At 71.6% G+C, this 26,994-nt stretch carries 25 protein-coding genes; 15 read left to right on the top strand and 10 right to left on the bottom strand.

Features of this window, described 5'->3' with window-relative positions:
* Positions 1–120: 120 nt before the first annotated feature.
* Positions 121–561 carry a DUF6232 family protein gene (locus AB0H83_RS19145; protein ID WP_360095156.1) on the bottom strand — a complete coding sequence of 147 codons (441 nt, stop codon included), beginning with the start codon at positions 559–561 and terminating at the stop codon, positions 121–123.
* A gap of 277 nt (positions 562–838) precedes the next feature.
* Between AB0H83_RS19145 and AB0H83_RS19140 the strand changes: the two genes are divergently transcribed.
* Positions 839–1,696 (top strand): helix-turn-helix transcriptional regulator, encoded by an 858-nt coding sequence (locus tag AB0H83_RS19140; RefSeq protein ID WP_360095153.1) that lies wholly within the window; start codon positions 839–841, stop codon positions 1,694–1,696.
* A 42-nt stretch (positions 1,697–1,738) separates the two neighbouring features.
* Positions 1,739–1,906 carry a DUF397 domain-containing protein gene (locus AB0H83_RS19135; protein WP_360095150.1) on the top strand — a complete coding sequence of 56 codons (168 nt, stop codon included), beginning with the start codon at positions 1,739–1,741 and terminating at the stop codon, positions 1,904–1,906.
* 30 nt (positions 1,907–1,936) lie between these two features.
* Here the strand turns inward: AB0H83_RS19135 and AB0H83_RS19130 are convergent, their stop codons facing one another.
* Both AB0H83_RS19130 and AB0H83_RS19125 read right to left on the bottom strand, forming a co-directional pair.
* Entirely contained in the window at positions 1,937–3,838 is a 1,902-nt protein-coding gene (locus AB0H83_RS19130) for a beta-propeller domain-containing protein (RefSeq protein WP_360095147.1), read from the bottom strand.
* Between the two features lie 5 nt (positions 3,839–3,843).
* Positions 3,844–4,332: an Lrp/AsnC family transcriptional regulator gene (locus AB0H83_RS19125; protein WP_360095144.1), complete on the bottom strand. Its 489-nt coding sequence runs from the start codon at positions 4,330–4,332 to the stop codon at positions 3,844–3,846.
* Between the two features lie 68 nt (positions 4,333–4,400).
* On the opposite strand from AB0H83_RS19125, the gene ddaH reads away from it, so the two are divergent.
* Positions 4,401–5,234, top strand: coding sequence for a dimethylargininase (ddaH, locus tag AB0H83_RS19120; RefSeq protein WP_360095141.1), 834 nt, complete (start codon positions 4,401–4,403; stop codon positions 5,232–5,234).
* A 1-nt stretch (position 5,235) separates the two neighbouring features.
* Here the strand turns inward: ddaH and AB0H83_RS19115 are convergent, their stop codons facing one another.
* The 5 genes from AB0H83_RS19115 to AB0H83_RS19095 all read right to left on the bottom strand — a co-directional run bounded on the left by AB0H83_RS19115 (position 5,236) and on the right by AB0H83_RS19095 (position 9,318).
* A complete protein-coding gene (locus AB0H83_RS19115) occupies positions 5,236–5,718 on the bottom strand; it encodes a hypothetical protein (RefSeq protein ID WP_360095138.1) in 483 nt (160 codons plus the stop codon).
* A 66-nt stretch (positions 5,719–5,784) separates the two neighbouring features.
* Positions 5,785–7,128, bottom strand: coding sequence for an ATP-binding protein (locus AB0H83_RS19110; protein ID WP_360095135.1), 1,344 nt, complete (start codon positions 7,126–7,128; stop codon positions 5,785–5,787).
* Positions 7,121–7,804 (bottom strand): response regulator transcription factor, encoded by a 684-nt coding sequence (locus tag AB0H83_RS19105; protein ID WP_360095132.1) that lies wholly within the window; start codon positions 7,802–7,804, stop codon positions 7,121–7,123. The genes AB0H83_RS19110 and AB0H83_RS19105 overlap by 8 nt, the downstream gene beginning before the upstream one ends.
* Before the next feature lie 270 nt (positions 7,805–8,074).
* Positions 8,075–8,584, bottom strand: a complete 510-nt coding sequence (locus tag AB0H83_RS19100) for a hypothetical protein (protein ID WP_360095129.1) — start codon at positions 8,582–8,584, stop codon at positions 8,075–8,077.
* A 146-nt stretch (positions 8,585–8,730) separates the two neighbouring features.
* Positions 8,731–9,318, bottom strand: coding sequence for a hypothetical protein (locus AB0H83_RS19095; protein ID WP_360095126.1), 588 nt, complete (start codon positions 9,316–9,318; stop codon positions 8,731–8,733).
* A gap of 133 nt (positions 9,319–9,451) precedes the next feature.
* Here AB0H83_RS19095 and AB0H83_RS19090 point away from each other — a divergent pair, with 133 nt between their 5' ends.
* The 8 genes from AB0H83_RS19090 to AB0H83_RS19055 all read left to right on the top strand — a co-directional run bounded on the left by AB0H83_RS19090 (position 9,452) and on the right by AB0H83_RS19055 (position 17,338).
* A complete protein-coding gene (locus tag AB0H83_RS19090) occupies positions 9,452–10,543 on the top strand; it encodes an HlyD family efflux transporter periplasmic adaptor subunit (protein WP_360095123.1) in 1,092 nt (363 codons plus the stop codon).
* An 11-nt stretch (positions 10,544–10,554) separates the two neighbouring features.
* On the top strand, positions 10,555–11,283 hold the full coding sequence (locus AB0H83_RS19085; RefSeq protein WP_360095120.1) for a response regulator transcription factor: 729 nt from the start codon (positions 10,555–10,557) through the stop codon (positions 11,281–11,283).
* A complete protein-coding gene (locus tag AB0H83_RS19080; protein WP_360095117.1) occupies positions 11,273–12,907 on the top strand; it encodes a HAMP domain-containing sensor histidine kinase in 1,635 nt (544 codons plus the stop codon). The genes AB0H83_RS19085 and AB0H83_RS19080 overlap by 11 nt, the downstream gene beginning before the upstream one ends.
* A gap of 36 nt (positions 12,908–12,943) precedes the next feature.
* The gene (locus AB0H83_RS19075; protein WP_360095114.1) at positions 12,944–14,170 is read left to right on the top strand and encodes an HlyD family efflux transporter periplasmic adaptor subunit; all 1,227 of its coding nucleotides are present in this window, start codon (positions 12,944–12,946) and stop codon (positions 14,168–14,170) included.
* Positions 14,170–14,901, top strand: coding sequence for an ABC transporter ATP-binding protein (locus tag AB0H83_RS19070; RefSeq protein WP_360095111.1), 732 nt, complete (start codon positions 14,170–14,172; stop codon positions 14,899–14,901). The genes AB0H83_RS19075 and AB0H83_RS19070 overlap by 1 nt, the downstream gene beginning before the upstream one ends.
* Positions 14,898–16,112 carry an ABC transporter permease gene (locus AB0H83_RS19065; protein ID WP_360095108.1) on the top strand — a complete coding sequence of 405 codons (1,215 nt, stop codon included), beginning with the start codon at positions 14,898–14,900 and terminating at the stop codon, positions 16,110–16,112. Before AB0H83_RS19070 ends, AB0H83_RS19065 begins: the two co-directional genes overlap by 4 nt.
* Before the next feature lie 96 nt (positions 16,113–16,208).
* Positions 16,209–16,847 (top strand): hypothetical protein, encoded by a 639-nt coding sequence (locus tag AB0H83_RS19060; RefSeq protein ID WP_360095105.1) that lies wholly within the window; start codon positions 16,209–16,211, stop codon positions 16,845–16,847.
* A gap of 14 nt (positions 16,848–16,861) precedes the next feature.
* Complete coding sequence (locus AB0H83_RS19055; protein ID WP_360095102.1) at positions 16,862–17,338, top strand: PH domain-containing protein; 477 nt, start codon at positions 16,862–16,864, stop codon at positions 17,336–17,338.
* Positions 17,339–17,346: 8 nt separating this feature from the next.
* Here the strand turns inward: AB0H83_RS19055 and AB0H83_RS19050 are convergent, their stop codons facing one another.
* A complete protein-coding gene (locus tag AB0H83_RS19050; RefSeq protein ID WP_360095099.1) occupies positions 17,347–19,308 on the bottom strand; it encodes an ATP-binding SpoIIE family protein phosphatase in 1,962 nt (653 codons plus the stop codon).
* 91 nt (positions 19,309–19,399) lie between these two features.
* Here AB0H83_RS19050 and AB0H83_RS19045 point away from each other — a divergent pair, with 91 nt between their 5' ends.
* A complete protein-coding gene (locus AB0H83_RS19045; protein WP_360095096.1) occupies positions 19,400–23,767 on the top strand; it encodes a HAMP domain-containing protein in 4,368 nt (1,455 codons plus the stop codon).
* A 34-nt stretch (positions 23,768–23,801) separates the two neighbouring features.
* Positions 23,802–24,380: a response regulator gene (locus AB0H83_RS19040; RefSeq protein WP_360095093.1), complete on the top strand. Its 579-nt coding sequence runs from the start codon at positions 23,802–23,804 to the stop codon at positions 24,378–24,380.
* Between the two features lie 195 nt (positions 24,381–24,575).
* On the opposite strand, the gene AB0H83_RS19035 is transcribed toward AB0H83_RS19040, so the two are convergent.
* On the bottom strand, positions 24,576–24,908 hold the full coding sequence (locus AB0H83_RS19035) for an STAS domain-containing protein (protein ID WP_360095090.1): 333 nt from the start codon (positions 24,906–24,908) through the stop codon (positions 24,576–24,578).
* A gap of 101 nt (positions 24,909–25,009) precedes the next feature.
* Here AB0H83_RS19035 and hemL point away from each other — a divergent pair, with 101 nt between their 5' ends.
* A complete protein-coding gene (gene hemL / locus AB0H83_RS19030) occupies positions 25,010–26,350 on the top strand; it encodes a glutamate-1-semialdehyde 2,1-aminomutase (protein ID WP_360095087.1) in 1,341 nt (446 codons plus the stop codon).
* Entirely contained in the window at positions 26,347–26,994 is a 648-nt protein-coding gene (locus tag AB0H83_RS19025; RefSeq protein WP_360095084.1) for a histidine phosphatase family protein, read from the top strand. The genes hemL and AB0H83_RS19025 overlap by 4 nt, the downstream gene beginning before the upstream one ends.

Genomic DNA, 26,994 nt, shown 5'->3' with positions numbered 1-26,994 from the left:
GCTCCAGCGGGCCTGGGCGCTGGACCACGACGCGGACACGACCCGGTGGTGGTAGCGGATGTGGGCGTCGAGGCCGTTCTCGGTGGCCGTCTGCCTCGTCACCCGAAGCAGGCAAGATCTTTAGAGGCCGCGGGCGGTCTCGACCGACCGCTGTAACGCCCGGGACACCCTGCCGAACAGGTCCGCGTCCCGGGTGCGCAGGAGGGTCACCTGCTTGCCGCGGTAGTGGGCGAGCAGCGTGTGCTGCCGGGGCCAGCGGCGGGCGTAGAAGAGCCCGACGGCCCAGCTGATCAGCAGCGCCGACAGCGCCACGAGCACCACGGCGACCGAGCCGGTGGTCGCGGCGGCCGCGCCGAGCACCACGGCGTTGGCGATCCCGACCGCCACGCACGCCCGCACCCCGGGGTGCAGGGCGCCGGTGCCGCGCGTCGGGCGTGTCAGCTCGGCGATCTCGTAACGGCCGGCGTCGGTTGCGAAGATCCGGTCGGTCACCAGGATGCCGTGCTGGTCGTAGTGGACGACTGGCCGTGACTCGAACGACTGGGGTGCGAAGGAACTCATGGTCGCGCTCCTCTGATGCTGGTCGGCGCCCGGATCGCGGGCGCTGACGCGACGAGAGAAGGAGGTGGCAACCGGCCACGGTGACGGCCGCCGTCCAGCGCCCTCTGGGGGAAGAGGCACCCGAAGCCCAAAGCGTCGCCGTCGCCGGGTGAGGTGGATCATGCAGCTCACCGTTAAACTTCTATCTCTATTGCGCATCAAGATGCTCTGAGATGCAAGTGCACCTCAGGGACGAAAGTTCTCAGTACCTCTGCGTCGATGCGGTACGGTGTCCACGATGTCGTCGAAGCCGAGCCCGACTCTGCTCCGCCGCCAGCTCGGAGCCGAGCTGCGACGGTTGCGGGAGGCTGCCCGGAAGACGGCGGCCGAGGTCGCCACCGCGCTCAACTGGTCCGAATCCAAGGTCAGCCGGATCGAGACCGCCAACAGCAGCGTCCGCAACCCGGACCTGACGAAACTCTTCGACCTCTACAAGGTTTCCGAGGTCGAGCGCAACCGGCTCACCGCACTCGCCGCGCAATCGCGCCAGCGGGCCTGGTGGGAAGCGTATGGCGAGGCGCTGCTCGGCGCCTATGAGACGTATATCGGATTCGAGTCCGAGGCATCCGACATCTTCATCTACGACGCGGTCATTCTCAACGGTCTGCTGCAGACCGTCGAATACGCCGGGGCGATCATCAATTCGGTGTCCGCGGGCGAGCGGCCCGACGTGGTGAATCAGCGGGTGTCGGTCCGGATGGCGCGGCAGGCGGTCCTGACCCGCGACCCACCGCCGAAGATCTGGGCGATTCTCGACGAGGCGGTCCTCAAGCGGCCCGTCGGTGGCGCGAGCGTTATGAAACGGCAGCTCATGAGGCTGCTGGAGATCGCTGACCGGTCGACGGTGACCCTGCAGATGATGCCGTTCGACAGGGGTGCCCACCGCGGGATCGACGGGGCGTTCTCCATTCTCGAGTTCACCGGTGAGACCGAGCAGCCACTCGTGTATTGCGACGGGATGACCGGCGGGGTGTTTCGCACCCGGCCCGAGGAGGTCCGCCGCTACCTGATGGCGTTCGAATCTTTGCGGACCGCGGCGCTCAGCCATGCAGCAACACTCGATTACATTCAGCGGGCCATTCGCGAATACGAGTAGCCCGGGGCACTTTCCGCGAAGGGAAACACGATTGTGAGCATCATGTGGCGTAAAAGCACGCGCAGCGGCGCCAGCGGCTGCGTCGAGGTCCTGCTCGACCCCAGGGCCGTCGGCATCCGCGACTCCAAGGACGCCAACAGCCCCGAGATCTACGTCGACGCCGCCGCCTGGCGCGCCTTCGTCCAGCACGTCACCACGACCCAGCGCTGACCGTACAAAAGCCAAAACCGAAAAATCCAGCTAAAGCGCGATCCATGCCTGATCCGCCAGGGTTGCCGCGTCGGTGGCCTTCAGCCCCTGATCGGACACGGTCCACAGGATCCCGCCGACGATCAGCGAGCGGCGAATCGTCGTGAAGCGACCGGGGTGGGTGATCGTGCCCGCCTCGGTGATCGCCGCGTCGCCGACCTTCAACACCAGCACGCTCGGCTGCCGGTCGTTCCACACCGGCACCGCGAGCAGGCCGAGCGGCGCCCAGTAGAGGAACGCGTGCGGGTCGTACTCGGCCTCCGAGCTGCCGCCCTTCTGCTGGTGCTGCGCCACGCGCGCCGGCCGCGCCGGGTCGCGCACGTCGAACAGCGAGACCTGCATGCCCTGCACGCGGCCCTGCGCGGTGGCGTCCTGCCCGAGCCCCAGCAGCCGCCCGTCGCCGGCCGGATGCAGGTACGCCGAATACCCCGGGATCTTCAGCTCGCCGACGACCTTCGGCGCCGCCGGGTCGCGCAGGTCGAGCGTGTAGAGCGGGTCGGTCTGGCGGAACGTCACCACGTAGCCGGTGGTGCCGATGAAGCGCACCGAGTAGATGCGCTCGTTCCTGCCCAGGCCGCCGACGTGCCCGGCCTGCGTCAGCTGGCCGCCGTTCAGCCGCAGCACGTACACCGCCGAGGACGTCGTGTTGTCCAGCGAGTCGGTGGTGGCGATGCGCAGGTGACCGTCCCACTCCGACATCGAGTACTGGTTGAGCAGCCAGCCCGGTACCTCGCCGGAGGCCGTGAACCGGGGCCTGCCGGCGCCGCTGATGTCGAACTTGAAGATCTGCGTCGACGGGCGGCCCGGCGACGCGACCCGCTTGCCGGTCGCGCCGGCCATCACCCGCCAGCGCTGGTCGTTGGCGATGTACAGGCTGGGCCCGTTGGCATAGACGGTGTCGCCGTCGGCCACCACCGACACCGGGTCGCCGCCGCCGAGCGCCGCCCCGCCCAGGTCGAACGTCAGCACGGTCAGCATGGCGGTGGCCGAGTAGCTGCTCGGCCGGCTCACCGCGCCGCAGTCGACGCGGCCGTCGGTGCGCTTGCCGGCGCCGTCCTCCGCCGTCCACCTGGGCAGCCACGAGTCGACCGGCGCCGCCTTGATCGCGGAACGGTTCGCGGCGGTCCGGGCCTCGTCGGTGTCGAGCCTCGACGTGTCGGGGAAGGCGATCTGCGGCCGGGAGACCACGACGACCCGGGCGGTGCCGCCGACCTGGCGGGCGTCGACGAGGCCGCCGTCGATCGTGAACCGGCCGATCACCTTCGGCGCGCCGGCCAGGTCGACCAAGGTCACCTGGGCGCCGGAGACGCCGACCTTGCCGGAGGCGTCGTCGACCGAAGGGGAGACCCTGAAGTAGGACCCGAGCACCAGCGCCCGGTCGCCGGACAGCAGCAGCTCGGTGACGTTGGCGGCCCGCTTGCCCTCGACATCGCCACCGCCGTCGAGCGTGAGTGAGCCGGTCACGGTGCGGCTCGCGGCGTCGATCACCTTCAGCGACCCGTGCGCGAGCGTGACGATCCGCTTGCCGTCGGTCTTCACCAGGTCCGGCTCGTCGACGCCGGCCTCGTGCGTGTTGGTGCCCGAGAACTCCTGCCCGGGCGGCGCCGCGGCCTTGCCGGTGGCACTGTTGAAGTCGGCCGCCCGGCCGTCGGCGATCCCGCCGCCGCGCCACATCACGCCGCCGAACCCCCAGGGGCCGACGGCTTCCGCCGCCGCGTCGCGCAGTGACGACAGCAGCTGCTCGCACGAGTCGAAGGCGACCAGCTTGAACGCCGGCGCCGGACCGGGGACCGCCCCCTGCGCCGAGGAGGACCCCGTCGTGGGCGTCGTGCCACCGGTACACCCGGAAAGCGCGACACACAAAGCACTCAACGCGACCAGCGAGCGTCTCATGCAGGCTAGGACGCGGCAGGTGTCGATCCGGTTCCCGGCTCCGTGACGACTTTCGGCGCCAGCCGCTCGACCAGCCTGGACAGCACGATCATGCTGCGGGTCGAGGTCACGAACGGCTCGGCGCGCAGCTTCTCCAGCGCCTCCTCCAGCCCTGCCATGTCCATCGCCCGCAGATGGACCAGCGCGTCGGCTTCGCCCGAGATCGTGTACGCACCGACGACCGCCGGATGCCGCTTCGCGGCCGCCCGCAACTGCTGCGGCGACGTGCGCCCGGTGCAGAACAGCTCGACGAACGCCTCGGTCGTCCAGCCCAGCGCGCCAGGGTCGATGAGCGCCGTGTAGCCGCGGATCACTCCCTGCGATCGAAGGCGGTCCACGCGGCGCTTGACGGCCGGCGCGGACAGCGCCACCTCGGCACCGATGTCCGCATACGACGAGCGGGCGTCCTCCTGCAGCAACGCAATGATCTGCTGGTCGATCGGGTCTAGGCGCAACGATTCCCCCCTCGAAAGCAAGTGTTCTCGCTGTTTTGTGTGACCTCGCAAATCTACCGTTTGATCTCGTGACCCACGTCGAGCGGCAGCCACGAGCGCGCACCTACCTGATGTCGCCACCCGAGCATTTCGTGGTGGAGTACGCGATCAACCCGTGGATGGACGTGTCAACGCCGGTCGACACCGAGCTCGCCGTCAAGCAGTGGGAGGGGCTGCGCGAGACGCTCGTGCGGCTCGGCCACCAGGTGCACGTGCTGGCGCCGGAGCCCGGCCTGCCGGACATGGTCTATGCGGCCAACGGCGCGTTCAGTGTCGACGGCGTCGTCTACGGCGCACGGTTCAAGTACGCGCAGCGCATCGCCGAGGCGGCCGCACACCGGCGGTTCTACGAGCAGCAGGCGTGGACCTTCGCCGCGCCGACGGAGACCAACGAGGGTGAGGGCGACTTCGCCTACCTGCCCGACGCGCTCGGCGGCGGCGTGGTCCTCGCCGGGCACGGCTTCCGGACCGAGGTCGCCGCGCACGCCGAGGCCCAGGAGGTGCTCGGCCGGCCGGTGATCTCGCTGCGCCTGGTCGACCCCCGCTTCTACCACCTCGACGTGGCGCTGGCGTCGCTGGACGACCGCACGATCGTCTACTACCCGGGCGCGTTCTCCGCCGCGTCGCAGGCGGTGCTCGCCCAGCTGTTCCCGGACGCGGTCGTCGCCGACGAGGAGGACGCGCTGTCCTTCGGGCTCAACCTGGTCTCCGACGGCCGCCACGTGGTCCTCAACAGCGAGGCCACCGCCCTCGCGGCCAAGCTCCGCCAGGCCGGCTACGCGCCGGTCCCGGTGGAGCTGACCGAGCTCAAGAAGGGCGGTGGCAGTGTGAAGTGCTGCATCGCGGAGCTGCGGCCGCGGTAGCTTACGAGGCCTCGCCGGACGGCATGCCCGACGGCGTCGACTGCACCATCACGATCTGCGCCGTGTAGGTCGTGGTGGGCGACGCCGCTGGCGAAGCGGTGCCGCTGTTGACCGTGATCGGGCCACCGACCACCACCATGGAGCCTGCCTGCAGCGTGCTGGGCTGCACCGCCTTGTGGTTGCTGTCGAACACCTTGGCGTTCTGGGCCAGGGTCCACGTCTTCGTGTAGCCGTCCGCCGACCGGATCGTCAGTGATGAGCTCGAGGCCGCCGTCGCGGTGCCGTTCTGCATCGCGACCCGGATCGGGCCCTTCTTCGTCTGCACGATGCCCTCGCCGTGCAGGACGCCGTTGAGCATCTCGTGCGGACCGCCGTTACCCGACGGTGCCGATGGTGTCGGCTGCGCCAGGGCGATTCCCGGCAGGGAGCCGATGATCACCAGGATGATGGCGCTGAGCAATAGGCCTATCCGTGAGCGTCGCATGGGGGTACCTCCTCGGAACGCGGCTGACGGGTGCACTACCCGGCCCGTCCGAGCCAAACCCGGCGCTCATAGCGGGATCGTCACGGTGAATCTGGCCCCGCCCTCCGGCGCGTGACCGGCCTCGATGCTCCCACCCAGCCGGCGGGCCAGCCGCGCGGCGAGCGCCAGCCCCAGCCCGCTGCCGACCTTGCGGGCGCCCTGGTACCGCCGCGACAGCGCGCCCCGCTCGAACGCCACCGCCAGGTCGTCGTCGGTGAACCCGGGCCCGCCGTCGCGGATCTCGATCGACGCCGACGATGCCTGCCACACCAGCGCCAGCACCACCGGCGCGCCGGACGGCACCACCCGCAGCGCGTTTTCCAGCAGCCCGTCGATGATCTGCCGGATCCGGCCGGGATCGGTGCGCGCCGGCACCGGCATCGGCGGCAGTTCGGTGCGCGGCACCAGGCCGGCCGCCACCAGCCGCCCTCCCCAGGCCTCGGCCGTCGCCGCGACCAGCTGCGTCAGGTCCACGTCGACGACCTCGATCGGCAGGTCCGCCGCCTCCAGCCGGGCCAGCACCAGCAGGTCGGCGATCAACCGGTCCAGCCGCTCGGCCTCCGCGAGCACCGTCTGCCCCGCCCGTTGCGCCCCGTCCGGCCCGACCACCCCGTCGGCGAGCGCCTCCGCGTAGCCGCGGATCGTGGTCAGCGGCGTGCGCAGCTCGTGCGACACCGACAGCAGGAAGTCCCGCTCCCGCCCTTCGCTCGTGGCGAGCGCCGCCGTCAGCGCGTTGACCGCCCGGGCCAGGTCCGCCACCTCCGTCGGCCCGCCGGGATCGAGCGTGACCGACCGGTCGCCGGCGCTGAGCCGGTTCGCCGCGGCGGCCACGGTACGGATGGGACGCGCGATCCTCCTCGCCAGCAGCGCGCCGGCCAACAGCCCGGCGGCGAGCCCGGCCAGCAGCGCGATCCACAGCTGCCCCCACAGCCGCACCAGGGTCCCGTTCGGCGGCTCCTCGGTCAGCACCACCCCGTTGCCGGCGTTGCCGATCGGGCGGCCGACCAGCAGCTGTACCTCGTTGCCGACCAGCGCCCGGCGCACCGGCACCTGGCGGCCGGCGCCGATCGCCTTGACCACCCCGTCCGGCAGCCCTTCCCGGTCGGCCTGGCCGGCCCGGATCAGGTACACCTCGATCCCGCGGGCCCGCAGCCGCCTGACGATCACCTGCTCGTCTTCGCTCTGCCTCGTGTTGAACCGCGGCCGCAGCAGCTCCGCGGTCAGCGTCGCGTCGTCCGCGAGCCGGTCCCTCGCCGTCCGGTTCGCCTCCTGGATCGCCAGCGGCGCGCCGACCAGCGCGGTCACCATCACCGCGATCACGGCGACGGCGCACGTCACCAGCGTGCTGCGTCCGACGATCGACCTAAGCATCGGCGGTGTACCCGACACCACGCACGGTCCGCAGCACCCCCGCCGCGTCGCCGAGCTTGCCGCGCACCTGCGCCACGTGCACGTCGACCGTCCGGGTGCCGGAGTGCGCCGCGTACCCCCACACCGAGCCCAGCAGCTCCTCCCGGGTGAAGACCCGCCCCGGCCGGTTCATCAGGTGCGCCAGCAGCGCGAACTCGGTGGACGTCAGGCTCACCGGTACGCCGTGCACCCGGCACTCCCGCCGGGCCGGGTCGAGCGTGACCGGGCCGACGATGCGGACCTGCTCGGCGTCCGGCGGCCCCTGCGTGCGCCGCAGCACCGCCTTGACCCGGGAGACCAGCTCGCGGGGGCTGAACGGCTTGGTGACGTAGTCGTCGCCGCCCAGCTCCAGCCCGAGGATCCGGTCGACCTCGTCGTCGCGCGCGGTCAGGAACAGCACCGGCGTCCAGTCGCCCGACTCGCGCAGCCGCCGGCAGATCTCGGTGCCGTCGAGCCCGGGCAGCGCGATGTCCAGCACGCACGCGACCGGCCGCAGCTTGCGCGCCGCCGCCAGCCCGGCCGTGCCGTCGTGCTCGACGTGCACCCCGAACCCCTCGCGCGCCAGGTACATGCGCAGCAGGTCGGCGATCGGCCGCTCGTCCTCGACGACCAGCACCAGCCCTTTGCCCTGATCCACGGCCCCATTCTGCCGCCACCGCGGGGACGCGGATGTTCGAGCGTTGTTTGGAGGATCGCCGCTCCGGATACAAGACCATCGATCGATCCACCCTGCTGTGGCACGCCAGCGCCCGCGCGGGTGGATCGATCTCTTGCTCCGGCCGCGGTCCTCAGACGGCCGCGGGTTTCAGACGGCCGCGGTCCTCAGACGGCCGCGGTCCTCAGACGGCCGCGGTCCTCAGACGGCCGCGGTCCTCAGACGGCCGCGGTCCTCAGACGGCCGCGGGTTTCAGGCGGCCGCGGAGGAGACGGCGAAGCGCAGGACGGCCCTGGTGAGCGCCGGCACCGTCGGGCTCACCGCGGCGGCGATCTGCCCCCACGGGGTGCGGAAGGCCTGCTTGAGGGCCTCGTCGAGGCGCCACATCTCGGACTTGTCCGTCAGGCGGACCCACATGTTCTCGCGGACGCCGTCGATGGCGGTCACGCCGAGCTGGAGGCCGGTGCGGCCCGGCTCAGGGGTCCAGGTGACGTCGGCGAGCTGGTGCAGGTCGGCGTTGAGATGCAGGGAGACGCGGCGCAGCAGGGGCGACTCGGTGGTGATGACCAGGCGGTTGCGGGTCAGCATCAGGACGCTGTTGCGGGCGGCGCGGGTCGTGCAGCGGGCGACGACGGCCACCGCGTCCCGGTCGCCGGCGCAGCCGCGCAGCACCTGGACGTGGCGCCGGACGGTCGTGGGGGACAGCTTCGCCAACGCCGTGGCCGGCAGGAAGGTGTACGAGAAGGTGTCCAGCGTCTCCATACCGAAGGCAACGACGCGTCATGCTCAGCGACACGCACTGCTGACGATTTTGTGCGCCGATCTTGCGGGCGTAGTGCCAGGACACTCCCACTGTGTCCATTTTGCCACCACCGCGCCCGCAAGACCGGCGCACACCCAGTGCGTCGTCAGGACGCGGAAGGGCGAGGGCTGGGCTTGAGGGGCGCGCAGGCGGTCACGGCGGCGGCGACCTTCGCGTCGTTGGTGTCGAGCTGGTCGACCGGGCCGCTGACGGTGACCCCATGCTCGGTCAGGCAGTTGCGGTACGCGGCGTCGCGGCCGCCCCCGCCGTTGCCCCCGCCCCCGCCGTTGCCACGGCCGCTGGGGAACGCGGTCGGGCGCAGGGACTCGCACGCCTTCTGCGCCTTCTCCCAGGTCTGCTGGTCGACGCCGTCGGGTGCGGCGGTGCCGAAGAACCCGCCGCCACCGCCCGGGAACCCGCCGCCGGGACCGCCGCCGGGGAAGCCGCTGCCTGACGGGCGGGGCATCCCGGAGGGGAACGCGGTCGGGCGGCCCGAGCCGTCCGGCCGGGCCGTGGGCCGGTTCGAGGCGTTCATCTGCGGGAGGTTGACCCCGTTGTCGCGCAGGCACGACGCGTAGTCGGAGCCGCCCGAGGCGGCCGTGGCCGGCGCCCCGGCGTCCGACGATCCGCAGGCTGTGGCGAAGAACGCCGCCGCGGCGAACGCGAGCGCGGCGCCACCGATCCGCTTGTTCATCACCCGCGCCATGCAACGGTGCGAACCTCGATGCCCCGTGGGCCGGACCTCAAAGTTCGGTAATAACGCCTTCCCAGCCAACTTTGAGGTCCGGTCGAGCTGACGGGGAGCCGGGGCCGGTCAACTTGCTGGCATGAAGGTCTGGTGGCTGGCCGGAGGGGCTGCCGTGCTCACGGCCGCGATCGTCGTGGGTGTCATGCTGACCGGTGGCGACCCGGTCGCGACGGCTAAGGCGGTCACGACGAAGGTGACCCGCGGGTCCGTCACGACGACCGTCTCGGCATCGGGGACGGTGCAGGCGCAGCAGAGCCGCACGCTCGGGTTCACCAGCAGCGGCACGCTCACCGAGCTCAACGTGAAACCCGGCGACGAGGTCGCCGAGGGCATGGTCCTGGCGAGGGTCGACGCGACCGCGGCGCAGGAGTCGGTGGACGCCGCCGAGCAGAGCGTCGACAGCGCGCAGGACGCCTTGGACCGCGCCGAGACCGCCCAGGCCACCGCGGCCCGCACGCCGGCGGCGACCACCAGCCGGGCAGCAGGCACGCAGATCGGTGGCCAGAACGGTGGGCAGAACGGTGGGCAGGCCGGCGGCCAGAGCGGCACGGGCGCCAACAGCGTCCAGAGCGCCAGTGACAACCTGCTGTCGGCGCAGCAGCGGCTCAACAACGCCAAGCTCGCCCTCGTGCAGGCCAACGCCAAGCTGGCCGGCACCGTGATCACCGCGCCGGTCGGTGGCAAGGTGCTCGCCGTCAACGGCACCGTCGGGTCCACTGCCGGATCGAGCGTCATCACGCTCGCCGGTACCGGCGACGTGGTGGTGAAGGCGCAGTTCACCGAGGCCGAGGTGGCGCACCTCAAGCTCGACCAGGTCGCCCGGATCACGCTGCCGGACAATCCGGCCGCCAGGTACGACGGCAAGGTCATCCAGATCGACCCGGCCGGCACGGTGTCGAACCGCCTGGTGCGCTACGCCGCGCTGATCGCCTTCGACAAGGTGCCCGACACGCTGCTGTACGGCCAGAGCGCTACTGTCGCAGTAGTGACCGCGTCCGCGGACGGTGTCCTGTCGGTGCCCTCCACCGCCGTGCACAACGGCAGAGTCGTGGTGCGGGTCAACGGCCGGGACGAGGAGCGCGCCGTCGAGACGGGTCTGCGCGGCGACGTCAACACCGAGATCAAGAGTGGACTTGCCGAAGGCGACGAGATCCTGACGGCGGGTCGGTGACGATGGAGCCGATGACCGGACAGGCAAACGCAGGCCAGCCGCAGCCGAAGGTGCTCGTCGTGGACGACGAGGCGAGCATCCGCGCGCTGCTGTCCGCGACGCTGCGCCTCACCGGGTTCGACGTCAAGGTCGCCACGGGCGGGCGGGAGGCCCTCGCGGCCGCCGCCGACTACGCGCCGGACCTGGTCGTGCTCGACGTGATGATGCCCGACCTGGACGGGTTCGAGGTCGCGCAGCGGCTGCGGACCAGCGGCCGGCCGGTGCCGGTGCTGTTCCTGACCGCCCGCGACTCGGTCGAGGACCGTATCTCCGGGCTGACCGTGGGCGCCGACGACTACGTGGCCAAGCCGTTCAGCCTCGAGGAGGTCGTGCTGCGGATCCGGGCGATCCTGCGCCGCAGCCTCGGCGAGCAGCAGCAGCTGGTCGACGGCGGGGTGCTGCGCTACGCGGACCTGGAGATGGACGAGGACGCGCACGAGGTGCGCCGCGGCGGCCACCGGGTCGACCTGTCGCCGACGGAGTTCAACCTGCTGCGCTACCTGCTGACCAACGCCGGCCGGGTGGTGAGCAAGGCGCAGATCCTCGACCGGGTGTGGAACTACGACTTCGGCGGCGACGGGCGGATCGTCGAGTCGTACGTCTACTACCTGCGCCGCAAGGTCGACAAGTGGGACCCGCCGCTGATCCACACCGTCAGGGGAGTCGGCTACGCGCTGAGGCTGCCGCGAAGTGAAACTTAGGCCCTGGCGCCAGTGGACGGTCCAGGTCAGGATCGTCGTCGCCGTGGTGACCCTCGCCGGGGTCGCGCTCATCGCCGCGAACGCGATCGGGGTGGGGCTGCTCAACTGGTACCTGATGCAGCGCATCGACGACCAGCTGGAGCATTCGGCCCGCCCGCCGGGCGCGTTCGCCAACCCCAACCGGAACCCGAACCCGACCGTCGGACCCACCCCCAGCCCTGCCGGCAGCCCGAATCCGGGCGTCAGCTCGAGCGCGCGGCGCGACGGGTTGCCGCGCGAGCGCGGCGAGTTCTTCCCCGGGCCGCTGTACCAGATCTACCGCTTCGACAGCACGGGCAAGCTGCTGAACCTGGAGCCGGTGGTGCTGGACCCCGCGCTGTTCGGCGACATCAGGCAGCGGGCCGGCACGGCGAAGCCGTTCACCGTCACCACGCCCAGCGGCGAGGACTGGCGGGTGATCGTGTTCCCGGCCGGCTTCCAGGGCAACGGCGGCTTCGCCGCCAACGCGGTCGCCCTGGTCGACGTCCAGGACACCCGCGACAGCATGCTGCGGTACTCGCTGATGGTCAGCCTCGTCCTGCTGGGCTTCGTGGGGATCGCGACCGCGTCGCTGGTGCGGGTCGGGCTGAGCCCGCTGACCCGCATGGAGGAGACCGCGGTCGAGATCGCCGGCGGCAACCTGTCCCGCCGGATCGTCGACGCCGACCCGCACACCGAGTCCGGGCGCCTCGGCATCGCCTTGAACACCATGCTCACCCGCATCGAGGAGGCCGTCGACGACAGCGCCGAGTCGGAGCGGCGGCTGCGGCAGTTCCTCGCCGACGCCGCGCACGAGCTGCGCACCCCGCTGACCTCCGTGCAGGGCTTCGCCGAGCTGTACCGGCGCGGCGGCGCGCCACCCGGACCGGCGCTGGACGAGGCGATGGAGTGCATCGAGGCCGAGGTCAGCCGGATGCGGCTGCTCGTCAACGACCTGCTGACCCTCGCCCGGATGGACGAGGAGCGGCCGCTGCAGCTGTCCCCGGTGGACCTGCTCGCCGTCGCCGCCGACTCGGTGCGCGACGCCCACGTGCGGGTGCCGACCCGGTTCGTGCAGCTGTCGGCGCTGGACGAGCACTCGGTGACGTTCGAGCCGGTGACCGTCGAGGGCGACGAGGCCCGCATCCGGCAGGTCGTGGCGAACCTGGTGAGCAACGCGCTGCAGCACACCCCGGAGGACACCCGGGTCGTGGTGCGGGTCGGCCGGGCCACCGAGGGCGGGCCGCCGCCGACCGCGGCCGTCGGCGCGCCGCTGCCCAGCGGGGTGCCGCTCGCCGCGATCGAGGTCAGCGACACCGGGCCGGGCATGAACCCCGGCGACGCCGCCCGCGTGTTCGAGCGGCTGTACCGCGCCGAGGGATCCCGCTCGCGCCGCCACGGCGGCGCCGGGCTCGGCCTGGCCATCGTCGCCGCGATCGTGCAGGCGCACGGCGGCCGGGTCGAGCTGTGGACCGCGCCCGGCGAGGGCGCCAGGTTCCGGTTGGTGCTGCCGGCGATGAACGAGCCTGAATACGAGGACGAGTCCGAGGACGAATCCGCACAAACCAGTGCGCCCGGATTCCGAGGTAACTCCGAGGGAAGCTGAGGGTCGCTCCGAGCGGCGCGCACCACGATTCCCCTCATGCGTTTGTCGCTGCCGTCTCCCCGCCGGCCACGGATGAACTCCGTGGGCCTGGTCAACGTCGCGCTCGCGGTCGCCGTGGTGGGCGGCGGGCTGTGGGCGTACCAGATCGTCTCCGGGCCGGCCGAGGCGCAGGCCTCGCAGGCCACCACCCGGACCCGGCTCGTCGCGGCCACGCAGGGCACGGTGTCGCAGACGGTGTCCGCGTCGGGCTCGGTGGCCAGCTCGGCGACGGCCAACGCCAGCTTCGCCACCGCCGGCACCGTCACCCAGGTCGACGTGAAGGTCGGCGACGTGGTCACCAAGGGCCAGGTCCTGGCCAAGGTCGACCCGACCGCCGCGCAGGCGTCGCTGAACACGGCGAAGGCCAACCTGACCGCGGCGAAGGCGGCCCTGACCCGGGCGCAGAACAACAGCGCCGACGCGGCCACGATCGCCTCCGCCGAGGCACAGGTCGCCACCGCGCAGGCCAGCGTCACCTCGGCGCAGACGACGGTCAACGGCACGGTTCTGACCGCACCGATCGCCGGCACGGTCACCGCCGTGAACGGCGCGGTCGGCTCGTCGTCCGGGTCCTCCGGCTCGTCCGGGTCCGCCGGCGCCACCGGCGGGGGCGCGGCGGGCGCCACCGGCTCGTCGTCCTCGTCGGGCTTCATCCAGCTCGCCGACCTCACCAAGCTGCAGATCAACGCGAGCTTCGCCGAGGCCGACGCGACGAAGCTCAAGGCCGGTCAGGCCGCCCAGATCACCTGGAGCGCGTTGAGCGGCACCCGAGCCACGGGCACGGTCAGCACGATCTCGCCGACCGCGACGACCAGCAACAACGTCAACTCCTACGCGGTGGTCATCGGGCTGGGCACGCTGCCGGAAGGCGTACGGCTCGGGCAGAGCACCACCGCGGTCGTGACGATCGCCGAGGTGCAGAACGCGGTGCGGATCCCGAGCACGGCGCTGCGCACGGCCGGCGGCCAGCGCACGGTCGAGGTGCAGGTCAACGGCCAGGTGAAGACCCGCAGCGTCGAGGTCGGCATCACCGGCGGCTCGTTCGTCGAGATCAAGTCCGGCCTCACCGCCGGCGAGCAGGTCGTGATCATCACGACGACGAGCTCGACGCCCGGCACCACCAACCAGGTCCCGGGCGGCGGGGCCGGGTTCCCCGGCGGCGGTGGCGGGTTCACCGGCGGTGGCGGCTTCACCGGTGGCGGCGGCCGCCAGGGCGGCAACTGATGCGCGCCGCCGACCTGAGTGCACCGGCGTCGCTGTCCAGGAGCGCCGGCCCGGTCCTGGACGTGCAGCGGATCAAGAAGATCTACGGGCAGGGCGAAACCGAGGTCCAAGCGCTGCGCGGCGTGTCGCTCACCGTCGAGCGCGGCGACTACGTGGCCATCATGGGTTCGTCGGGCTCTGGCAAGTCGACGCTGATGAACATCCTCGGCTGCCTCGACATCCCGACGACCGGCAGGTACCTGCTCGACGGGGTCGACGTGAGCCGGCTCAACGACCGGCAGCTGGCCCTGGTCCGCAACCGGCGGATCGGGTTCGTGTTCCAGGCGTTCAACCTCATCGCGCGGACCAGCGCCCTGGCCAACGTCGAGCTGCCGCTCGCCTACGCCGGGGTGAAGAGCGCCGAGCGCCGCCGCCGGGCCAACCTGGCGCTGGCGATGGTCGGCCTCGCCGAACGCGCCGACCACGAGCCCAACCAGCTCTCCGGCGGCCAGCAGCAGCGGGTCGCGGTGGCCCGGGCGCTGGTCACCGCGCCGGCGCTGGTGCTCGCCGACGAGCCGACCGGCAACCTCGACACGCAGTCCACCAACGACGTCCTCGCCGTCTTCGACCGGCTGAGCGCGTCCGGCCGGACGATCGTGCTGATCACCCACGAGCCGGACGTCGCCGAGCGGGCGAAGCGACTGATCCGGCTCGTCGACGGACGCATCGTCCAGGATGAGCGGCTCAAGTGAACATCTTCGAGACCATCCGCTTCGCGCTGCGCGCGATCACCGCCAACAAGCTGCGCTCCAGCCTGACGGTGCTGGGCATCCTCATCGGCGTCGCCGCCGTCATCCTCCTCGTCGCGGTCGGCAACGGCTCCGCGCAGCAGGTCCAGCAGCAGATCGAGTCCCTGGGCACCAACACGCTGACGGTGACCGCCGGCGGTGGCGGCGGCGCCCGCAGCGCGGCGGCGACCACGAGCACCGCGCTCACCATGGACCTGGTGCCGGCGCTGGAGGACAAGGCCGAGGCGCCGCACGTGCGCAGCGTCTCGCCGGTCGTCACCGGCTCGCAGTCGGCCACCTACGAGGGCACCGACCACACGATCGCGCAGTTCGTCGGTACGTACCCCGGCTGGGTCGCCGCCTCGAACTTCAAGGTCGACAAGGGCGCGCTCTTCACCGACGAGGACGTCGCCGGCTCGCGCAAGGTCGTCGTCATCGGCAAGACCGTCGCCGAGGAGCTGTTCGGCACCGTCGACCCGCTGTCCAAGCAGATCACCGTCGCCGGCAAGCTCTTCACGGTCGTCGGCGTGCTCGCCGACAAGGGCGGCACCGGCTTCAGCGACCCCAACGACGTCGCCGTCGCGCCCGTCACCGCGGTGCAGGAGTCGCTGACCGGTTACGGCTCGCTCAACCAGATCCTCGTCGAGGCCACCGCGCCCGGGGACGTCAGCGACGCGCAGGGCGAGGTCACCGCGATCCTCAACGCCAAGCTCAACATCACCGGGTCGAGCACCACCGCGTACCGCATCCAGAACGCCTCGCAGCTGCTGGAGACCCGCGCCAACACGGCCGAGACCTTCACCCTGCTGCTCGGCGCGGTCGCCGGGATCAGCCTGCTGGTCGGCGGGATCGGCATCACGAACATCATGATGGTCACCGTCACCGAACGGACCCGGGAGATCGGCATCCGCAAGGCTCTCGGCGCGCCGAAGCGCACGATCCTCACCCAGTTCCTGGTCGAGGCGACGGTGCTGAGCCTGATCGGCGGGCTGCTCGGGGTGGCCGCGGCGGTCATCGGCAGCCGCTTCACCATCGTCAGCATCAAGCCCGTGATCGTGCCCAGCTCGGTCGTCCTGGCGCTCGGGTTCTCGGTCGCCATCGGGCTGTTCTTCGGCAGCTACCCGGCCAGCCGGGCGGCCGGCCTGCGGCCCATCGAGGCCCTGCGTTATGAGTGAGCCCTTCCGTGCGGGCCGGGTCCTGGTTGCGGCGGCTGTCCCCCGCAGGCGCCGCAACCAGGTCCCGCCCGCGCGGCAGTCGACGAGGAGAGTCCAGTGAGCCACGCCTTTCGCCGGCCGTCCGCGTCCACCTCGGTGGATCTCGACAAGGTCGACGACGCCGACACCGAGCTCCTGCCACCGGTGCCGGCCGACCTCGCCTTCGCGGAGGAGCCCGACGACCTGCTGGCCCAGCCGCTCGACGACGACCTGAACGAGCGGATCGCGAAGGCGGCACCGCGCCGCCTGGCCAACCGCGCCACGTACGTCCTGGCCGGGCTCGCCCTGCTCGTCGCCGGCTTCGTCGGCGGGGCCCAGGTGCAGAAGAGCTACGGCACCGCGCCGGCCGCTACGGGCGCCCCCGGCGGCGCCAACCCGGCCGCGTTCCCCAGCCAGTTCGCCGGCCGCGGCGCCCAGGGGGGCCAAGGTGCCCCCGGCGCACAGGGCGGCAACGCCGGCACGGGGGGCCAGACGGGCACGCGCGGCGGGATCACCGGCACCGTCAAGCTCGTCGACGGCACCACCGTCTACGTGGAGACCGCCGACGGCCAGACCCTGATCGTGAAGACCAGCGGCACGACCACCGTCTCCGTGCCCGGCGCGCTCAAGGACCTGACCGCCGGGTCGAGCGTCACGATCGTCGGCCAGAACGCCGACGGTACGGTCACCGCCACCTCGATCACGAAGACGAAATAGCGCATGCTGGTGGGATGGACATCCGCAGCGGCGCCTTCTCCGACTCGCCGGAGCCGTCCGGGACCGACCTGGCCCCGGCGCCGACCAGCCTGCGGTGGCGGGTGTCGCCCGGCTTCACGGCCCTGAAGTGCTGTGCGGCGATCGGCCTGCTGCTGGCCGGGGTGTTCGCCGCCGAGGACAGCCGGATGCTCACCGCCGCGCTGGTGGCCACCGCCATCCTGGCCGTCTACGCGCTGCGCGACGTGATCGTGCCGATCCGCCTCGCCGCCGACCTCGACGGGGTCACCGTCGTCAGCGGGTACGCCGGCCACCGCCGCATCGAATGGTCCCAGGTCGAGCGGATGCGCGTGGACGCCCGCTCCCGCGGCGGCATGCGCAGCGAGCTGCTCGAGATCGACGCCGGCGAGCACCTGTTCCTGCTCAGCCGCTACGACCTCAACACCCACCCGGCCGACGTCTACGACGACCTGCTCCGGCTGCGAGGGTTCTGAAGGCGGTCTCAGGCGTCGTTGCGCACGGCGAAGATGGCGATGTCGTCGCGGGGCGGCTCCTGGGAGAAGTTCAGGGTCGTCGCGCGCAGGCGGGTCACCACGACGTCGGCGGGGAAACCGGCCAGCAGGCCCGCCTCCCGGCGCAGGCGGTCGACGCCGAACAGCTCGGCGCCGCGGCGGCGTTCGGTGACGCCGTCGGTGTAGAAGATCAGCGTGTCGCCCGGCGCGAGCGTGATCTGGGTGCGCGGGGTGTTGATCGTGTCGAGCAGGCCGAGGGCGGTGCCGCACTGGCCGGCCAGCTCGGTGCGGCCGTCGGCGCGCAGCAGGACCGGCTGGTCGTGGCCGGCCAGGTGCAGCGCCACGTCCAGAGTGCCGTCGGGGCGGCGCATGATTTCGGCCAGGCACAGCGTGCAGAACCGGCCGGCGCCCCGCTCCAACAGCGTCTCGTTGATCCGCTTCAGGGTCTCCGGCAGCGGCCGGCCGTCGCGCACGAGGACGCGGGTGACGTCGCGTACCAGACCGGTGACTGTGGCGGCCTGCACGCCCTTGCCGGACACGTCGCCCACGACGACCAGCCACCGGCGCCCGGACAGCGGCACCACGTCGTAGAAGTCGCCGCCGACGTCGACCCCCTCGCCGGTCGGCACGTACTCGGCGCCGAACTCCACGCCCTCGGCCTTCGGCAGTTGCGGCGGCAGCAGCGAGCGCTGCAGGGCCTGGGCGATGCTGCGCCGCTCGGCGTGGATGTTGGCGTTGTCGATCGCGAGTGCGGCGCGCCGGGCCACGTCCTCGACGACGGCGACCTCCTCGCTGCGCTGCCAGGTGTCGCCGCCGCCGCCGACGGTGAGCGTGCCGAGGTGCTGGCCGCGGGCGATCAGGGCGACCACGTACCCCTCCAGCGGCGGGCCGAGCGGCACCACGGCGTCGGTGCTCATCGCCTCCTTCAGCTGCGGCGCCGCCTGCCCGAGCACGTCCAGCAGGCCCGTGAGCATCGACTCGTCGGCGTGCGCGGCCGCGGCCAGCCGCAGCTCCCCGCCGGTGTCGGCGGCGTGGATCGCGCACCAGGTGCCCAGCCGCGGCACGACCAGCCGGGGGATGAGCGCCAGGGTCAGCTCGACGTCGAGGGACTGGGCGAGCAGCTCGCTGGCGTCGGCGAGGAACGTGAGCCAGGTGCGCCGCTCGGAGTCGGCCCGCCGCAGCCGGTGGTTCTCGACCAGCAGCATCAGCCGGTCGGCGGCCAGCGAGGTCAGCGGTCGCGCGTACGGGTTGCCGCCACCGCCGGCGACGAGCAGCTCGGCCCGCCACGGCTTGGTGACCCGCAGCGGCACCCGCCGGCCGCTGCCGACCGAGCCGGTGAGCCGTCCCACGGCGGCGATCGTGTGCGGGCCGTCGCCCTCGTCGAGGGTCAGCGCGGCACCGGCCGCGCCGATCACGCCGACGAGCCGCTGCAACAGCTCCTCCGCGACCTCGGTCAGTGAGGTGCCGGTGCCGGACCAACCCAGCGCGCCCAACGCCTCGGGGGCCGGGGCCAGCGGGATCTCGAAGCCGGGCGGCGCCGGGCTGGACGAGCTGGCGGCGCCCGGCGTGTCGAGCCGGAACCAGACGCCCTTGCCGCCGTCGAAGTGCAGGGTGCCCCACGCCGAGGCAAGCTGGTCGACGAGCAGGAGGCCGCGGCCGCGTTCGTCAAGGTTCGCGCCGCCGGCGGTGGGGATGTTGGGCACGACGGTGCCGGGCTGGAAGTCCAGCACGGTGACGGTGAGCGAGGTGTCGGCGGCGGTGATCTCCACGTCGACCTCGGTGCCGGCGTGCACGACACTGTTCGTCGTCAGCTCGGTCACCAGGAGCAATGCCTCGTCGAGGATGTCGCCAAGATCCCGTTCGTGCGCGATCGTCCGGATCGCTTCGCGCGCCAGGCCCGGAGAGCTATGGTCGGCCGGGAGCCGGATCCTCCGGACGGTCGGGGCGTTCACACCTCGCAGTCTCTACCGAACGGTGGTAACAATCCAACCTGGAGACGAGGATGGGTGGACACCGCCTGCCCCCGAGACCGGTGGAGACCTCATGACCACAGTCGAAGAAGTCACCCAGAAGAGTCCCGAGACGCTGTTGTTGGAGGAGCTGTCCGCCGGGTTGGACCGGCTGGCTGCGGGTGACCTGAAGCACCGGTTGAGCCGCCGCGACGGCCTGCCGGGCGAGGTGGTCGAGCGGTTCAACCGGCTCGCCGATCTCAAGCAGCGGCACACGCGTGACCTGCTGCGCATCAGCCGCGTCGTCGGGCGCGAGGGCCGCATGACCGAGCGGCTCGACGAGGAGGCATTCGAGGGGGCGTGGCTCGACCGCATCCGCGCGGTCAACTCCCTGATCGACGACCTGGGCCGGCCCACGACGGAGATCGCCCGCGTGATCGTCGCCGTCGCCGAGGGCGACCTCTCGCAGCAGCTGGCGCTGGAGATCGACGGCCGCCCGCTGCGTGGGGAGTTTCTCACCATCGGCCGCACGGTCAACACGATGGTGGACCAGCTGTCGTCGTTCGCCGACGAGGTCACGCGGGTGGCCCGCGAGGTGGGCACCGAGGGCAAGCTGGGCGGCCAGGCACAGGTCACGGGTGTCGCCGGGACGTGGCGCGACCTGACCGACTCGGTCAACTCGATGGCCGCGAACCTCACCGGTCAGGTCCGGTCGATCTCCACCGCGGCCACCGCCGTCGCCCGCGGCGACCTGTCGCAGAAGATCACGGTCGCGGCGAAGGGCGAGGTCGCCGAGCTCGCCGAGACGATCAACTCGCTCGTCGACACGCTGCGGATCTTCGCCGAGCAGGTGACCCGCGTGGCGCGCGAGGTCGGCACCGAGGGCAAGCTCGGCGGCCAGGCCGACGTGCCCGGCGTCGCCGGCACCTGGAAGGACCTCACCGACAACGTCAACTCGATGGCGTCCAACCTCACCGGCCAGGTCCGCAACATCGCGCAGGTCGCGACCGCCGTGGCCCGCGGCGACCTGTCGCAGAAGATCACCGTGGTCGCGCAGGGCGAGATCCTCGAGCTCAAGGACACCGTCAACACGATGGTGGATCAGCTGTCGTCGTTCGCCGACGAGGTCACGCGGGTGGCCCGCGAGGTCGGTACCGAGGGCAAGCTGGGCGGTCAGGCGCAGGTGACCGGGGTTGCCGGTACGTGGCGGGACCTGACGGACAACGTGAACTTCATGGCGTCGAACCTGACGTCGCAGGTGCGCAACATCGCCCAGGTGGCGACGGCGGTGGCCCGGGGTGACCTGTCGCAGAAGATCACCGTTGATGCGCGGGGCGAGATCCTGGAGCTGAAGTCGACGGTCAACACGATGGTGGATCAGCTGTCGTCGTTCGCCGACGAGGTCACGCGGGTGGCCCGCGAGGTGGGCACCGAGGGCAAGCTGGGCGGTCAGGCGCAGGTGACCGGGGTTGCCGGTACGTGGCGGGACCTGACGGACAACGTGAACTTCATGGCGTCGAACCTGACGTCGCAGGTGCGCAACATCGCCCAGGTGGCGACGGCGGTGGCCCGGGGTGACCTGTCGCAGAAGATCACCGTTGATGCGCGGGGCGAGATCCTGGAGCTGAAGTCGACGGTCAACACGATGGTGGATCAGCTGTCGTCGTTCGCCGACGAGGTCACGCGGGTGGCCCGCGAGGTCGGCACGGAAGGCAAGCTGGGCGGTCAGGCGCAGGTGCGCGGCGTGGCCGGCACCTGGCGCGACCTCACCGACAACGTGAACTTCATGGCGTCCAACCTCACCGCCCAGGTCCGCAACATCGCCCAGGTCGCCACCGCCGTGGCGCGCGGCGACCTGTCGCAGAAGATCACCGTTGATGCGCAGGGCGAGATCCTGGCCCTCAAGTCGACGGTCAACACGATGGTGGACCAGCTGTCGTCGTTCGCCGACGAGGTCACGCGGGTGGCCCGCGAGGTGGGCACCGAGGGCAAGCTCGGCGGCCAGGCGCAGGTGAAGGGCATCTCCGGCACCTGGCGCGACCTCACCGACAACGTCAACTCGATGGCCTCCAACCTGACGTCCCAGGTGCGCAACATCGCCCAGGTCACCACGGCCGTGGCGCGGGGTGACCTGTCGCAGAAGATCACGGTCGACGCGCACGGCGAGATCCTGGAGCTGAAGTCGACGGTCAACACGATGGTGGACCAGCTGTCGTCGTTCGCCGACGAGGTCACGCGGGTGGCCCGCGAGGTCGGCTCCGAGGGCAAGCTAGGCGGTCAGGCGCAGGTGCGCGGCGTCTCCGGCACCTGGCGGGACCTGACGGAGAACGTCAACCAGCTCGCCTCGACGCTGACCACGCAGCTGCGCGCCATCTCGCAGGTGTCCACCGCCGTGACCCGCGGCGACCTGACCCAGCGCATCGCGGTCGAGGCGCTCGGCGAGGTCGCCGAGCTCAAGGACAACATCAACCAGATGATCGTCACGCTGCGCGAGACGACGAAGAAGAACGCCGAGCAGGGCTGGCTCGACTCGAACCTGGCCCGCGTCGGCGGCCTCCTGCAGGGCCAGCGCGACCTCGGCGAGGTCTGCCGCATGATCATGGCCGAGGTGACGCCGCTGGTCGACGCGCAGATCGGCGCGTTCTTCCTCGCCGGGACCGAACCCGGCTCCGGGCTGCGGCTGCGACTGGAGGCGTCGTACGGGTACGTGTCGCCCGGCACCGAGGTCAGCTTCGCCCCGGGCGAGGGCCTGATCGGGCAGGCGTCGCTGTCGCGACGCGCGATCCGGGTCACCGCCCCGCAGGACAGCCGGCTGCTGGTCCGCTCCGGGCTCGCCGCGACACCCCCGGCCGACCTCGTCGTCCTGCCGGTGCTGTTCGAGGGCGAGCCGCTCGGCGTCATCGAGTTCGCCGGCGTGTCCACGTTCTCCGAGCTGCACCTGGCGTTCCTCGACCGGCTCGTGGTCACCATCGGCGTCGCCCTCAAGACGATCCTCGCCAACCGGCGCACCGAGGAGCTGCTGTCGCAGTCGCAGCGCCTCGCCCTGGAGCTGCAGGACCAGTCGGCCGAGCTGCAGCGCACCAACGCGGAGCTGGAGGAGAAGGCGACGCTGCTGTCGGAGCAGAAGGGCAACATCGAGAAGCAGAACCGCGAGATCGAGATGGCCCGCCTCGGCCTGGAGGAGAAGGCGCAGCAGCTGGCGCAGGCGTCGCAGTACAAGTCGGAGTTCCTCGCCAACATGAGCCACGAGCTGCGCACGCCGCTCAACTCGATGCTCCTGCTCTCGCGGCTGCTGGCCGACAACCCCGACACCAACCTCACCGCGAAGCAGATCGAGTTCGCCGCGACGATCCACAACGCGGGCTCCGACCTGCTCGCCCTCATCGACGACATCCTCGACCTGTCGAAGATCGAGGCCGGCCGCATGGACGTCGAGCCCGGCGAGGTCTCCTTCGACGAGATCCGCTCCTACGTCGAGCAGGCCTTCGCGCCGCAGGCCGAGGACAAGGGGCTGGACTTCACCGTCGTCCCGGACCCCGACCTGCCGCCCGCGATCGTCACCGACCCGCAGCGGCTCCAGCAGATCCTGCGCAACCTGATCTCCAACGCGGTGAAGTTCACCGAGAAAGGCTCGGTCACGCTCTCCATGAGCGTCGCCACGCCCGACCTGCAGTTCACCTCGCCGACCCTGGCCGGCGCCCGGCGGGTGATCGCGTTCGCGGTGCGCGACACCGGTATCGGCATCTCCGACGACAAGGTCGCGCTGATCTTCGAGGCGTTCCAGCAGGCCGACGGCACGACCAGCCGCAAGTACGGTGGCACCGGCCTGGGCCTGTCGATCAGCCGCGAGCTCGCCCGGCTCCTTGGCGGCGCGATCGGGGTCACCTCGGAGGTCGGCCGGGGTGCCATCTTCACCCTGTACCTGCCGGACGTCATCGCGACCGAGGTCACGCAGACGGTGCACGCGGCGCCGGCACAGCCGCTGCCGCCGGTGCGCAGCATGCCGCCCGGCCCGGCCATGCTGCGGTCGCTGCCGGCCCCGGAGCGCCGCCCGACCGCGGCCGCGCACCAGCTCGACGGTGCGACCGTGCTCATCGTCGACGACGACGTGCGCAACGTCTTCGCTCTCACCAGCGCGCTCGAGCTGCACGGCATGACGGTCCTGTACGCCGACAACGGCGCCGACGGGGTCCGCGTGCTGTCGGAGCACCCGGGCGTTGACATCGTGCTGATGGACGCGATGATGCCCGACCAGGACGGCAACGAGACGACCCGGGCGATCCGGCGCAACCGGCGCTTCGCCAACCTGCCGGTGGTGTTCCTGACCGCCAAGGCGATGCCCGGCGACCGCGAATCGTCCCTGGCCGCGGGCGCGAGCGACTACATCACCAAGCCGGTCGATCTCGACGAACTGCTTGACGTCATGGCCGCGTGGGTAAACGGGGAGGGGCGCGCGGTGTAGGTTGCTCCCATACCGTCAGAAAGGGGCCGCATCCTTGACTGGACCGGACCGGCCGGCGAAGGTGCTGCTCGTCGACGACCGCAGGGACAACCTCCTCGCCCTGGAGGCGATCCTGCAGGGGCTACCGGTCCAGACGGTCGGCGCCGACAGCGGCGAGGACGCGCTCAAGCACCTGCTGGTCGACGACTTCGCCCTCATCCTGCTCGATGCGCAGATGCCGACGATGGACGGCTTCGAGACCGCCCGGCACATCAAGCGCCGCGAGCGGACCCGGCACGTGCCGATCATCTTCCTGACCGCCGCGGACCGCGACTCGCACCTGATGCTGCGGGGCTACGCCGCGGGTGCCGTCGACTACCTCACGAAGCCGTTCGATCCGTGGGTACTGCGGGCGAAGGTCTCCGTGTTCGTGGAGCTGTGGACGAAGACCCAGCAGCTCGCGGTGCAGTCCGAGCTGGTCCGCGCGCGGGAGGGCGAGCTGCGGGCGGCTGGGGTCGCCGTCGACGAGGCCAGCGCGCTGCTGAAGGCGGCGCTGGCCGCGGGCGGCGAGGTCGGCCGCTCCCAGGTGGAGAAGGCGATTGCGGCGCTGACGAGGGCGCGGGGGTCGATGTAGCCCGTCGCGCCCGGCTTACATGTGATCTTGCCTGGTTGATCGAAGTCGCGCCGTGGTCGTCCGGATGGCCAGGAGGCGACTTCGATCAGCGCGATGGTCCGGCCGGCGGCACGGCTCTGCGCTGCGCGGCACGGTGCTGCGCTTCGCGGGCCGGTGCTGCGCTTAGCGGGCCGGTGCTGTGCTTCGTGGGTCCTGTCAGGTCGCGGTTTCCTGGATCATCAGCGCGCCGCGCAGGCCGGTGATGTCCAGGACGCGGATCAGGAACGCGCCGACGTTGACCAGCACCAGGTAGCTCTGTGCCATGGTCGCCCTGCGACTGAGCACGACCAGCGTGCCGAGCCCCTGGGAGTCGCAGAACGTCACGCCGGCCATGTCGAGCACGACCCGGGTCGGGGTGTCGCCGGCGAGGATCTCATCGACGGCCGTCGCCAGCCGCTGGACCGTGGACATGTCGATCTCGCCGGCGAGCGCCACGACGGTCTCGGTCGGGGCGCGCCGCACGGTGACGGAAAGATCCGGTCGATCCACCCGAACAGCCTAACGTGGAAGGGCGCCCGCAGTGGCGTCGGGCACAGGCCGCCCGGGGCCGGTCGGCGTCGTCTCCGGCGGGCTGTCAGAATGGGCAGGCTGTGACAGCTATTGACTCCGCCGGCCTCGGCCCCTACGCGGGTGACGCTCCGGCTTCGCAGGCACTGTTCGACCGCGCCCAGGCCATCGTGCCCGGTGGGGTGAATTCACCTGTCCGTGCGTTCCGTGCGGTCGGTGGCACCCCTCGGTTCATGGTCGGTGGCGAGGGCTGCTGGCTCACCGACGCCGACGGGCGGCGCTATGTCGACCTGGTCTGCTCGTGGGGCCCGCTGATCCTCGGCCACGCACATCCCGAGGTCATCGGCGCGATCACCGCCGCGGCCGCGCACGGCACGAGCTTCGGCACCCCGACCCCGGGCGAGGTGGCACTCGCCGAGGAGATCGTCGCGCGCACCCCCGTCGAGCAGGTCCGCCTGGTCAACTCCGGCACCGAGGCCACGATGAGCGCGCTGCGGCTCGCCCGCGGCTTCACCGGCCGGCCCAAGGTGGTCAAGTTCGCCGGCTGCTACCACGGCCACGTCGACGCGCTGCTCGCCGCCGCCGGGTCCGGGGTCGCGACGCTGGCGCTGCCCGACTCGCCCGGCGTCACCGGTGCCGCGGCGGGCGACACGATCGTCCTGCCGTACAACGACGTCGCCGCGGTCGAGGCGGCCTTCGCCGCTGAGGGCCCGCAGATCGCGGCGGTGATCACCGAGGCCGCCTGCGGCAACATGGGTGTCGTCGCGCCCCGCGACGGGTTCAACACCAAGCTCGCCGAGATCGCCCACCGGCACGGCGCGCTGCTCATCCTCGACGAGGTCATGACCGGCTTCCGGGTCAGCGGCGCCGGCTGGGTCGGCCTTGAGCCCGTCGACGCCGACCTGTGGACCTTCGGCAAGGTCATGGGCGGTGGCCTGCCCGCCGCCGCGTTCGGTGGCCGGGCCTCGATCATGGCGCAGCTCGCCCCGGCCGGCCCGGTCTACCAGGCCGGCACCCTGTCGGGCAATCCGCTGGCCTGCGCGGCGGGCCTGGCGACCCTGCGCCTGGCGACCCCCGAGGTCTATGCGCAGCTCGACGCGACCGCCGCGACGATCGGCAAGCTGTGCTCCGACGCGCTGGCCGCCGCGGGTGTACCGCACACCCTCGCGACGGCCGGCAGCATGTTCTCGATCTTCTTCACCCACGAGCCGGTCCACAACTACGACGACGCGCGGACCCAGGACGTGGCGGCGTTCAAGGCGTTCTTCCACACCATGCTCGCCCGTGGGGTGTACCTGCCGCCGAGCGCCTACGAGTCGTGGTTCGTCTCGACCGCGATCGGCGCCGAGGCCCTCGACGTCATCTCCGCGGCGCTGCCGCACGCCGCCCGCGCCGCGGCCGCCGCATCGGCTGGGCTGTCATGACGAAGACCATCGTGCACGTGCTGCGGCACGGCGAGGTACACAATCCGGAGAAGGTGCTCTACGGGCGCCTTCCCGGGTACCGCCTCTCCGAGCTCGGCGTGCAGATGGCCAAGGCGGCCGCGCAGGCCGTCGCCGAGAGGGACATCACCTACGTCGTGGCCAGCCCGCTGGAGCGCGCGCAGCAGACCGCGTCGCCGATCGCCGAGCAGTTCGGCCTGCCGATCGCCGTCGACGAGCGGCTCATCGAGAGCGGGAACTTCTTCGAGGGCAAGCGGGTCGGCGCCGGCGACGGCGCGCTGCGCGACCCGCGCAACTGGTGGGTGCTGCGCGACCCGGTGACCCCGTCCTGGGGCGAGCCCTACACGGCGATCGCGTCGCGCATGTTCGCCGCGCTGCTCGCCGCCCGGGAGGCCGCGGAGGGCCACGAGGCCGTCTGCGTGTCGCACCAGCTGCCGATCTGGACGCTGCGCCGGCGTGTCGAGCGCAAGCGGCTGTGGCACGACCCCCGCAAGCGGGAGTGCAACCTCGCCAGCTACACCAGCTTCCACTTCGAGGACACGAAGATCGTCGGCGTGGCGTACACCGAACCCGCCGCACACCTGGTCGCCATGTCGCCGACCGCTCGCCAAGCGAAGGGTGCCTGA

Origin of the sequence: Dactylosporangium sp. NPDC050688 (assembly GCF_040654515.1) — a bacterium.
Classification (GTDB): Bacteria; Actinomycetota; Actinomycetes; order Mycobacteriales; family Micromonosporaceae; genus Dactylosporangium.
Note: the sequence above shows the minus strand (reverse complement) of the source record. Positions and strands in the feature narration are given on the sequence as shown.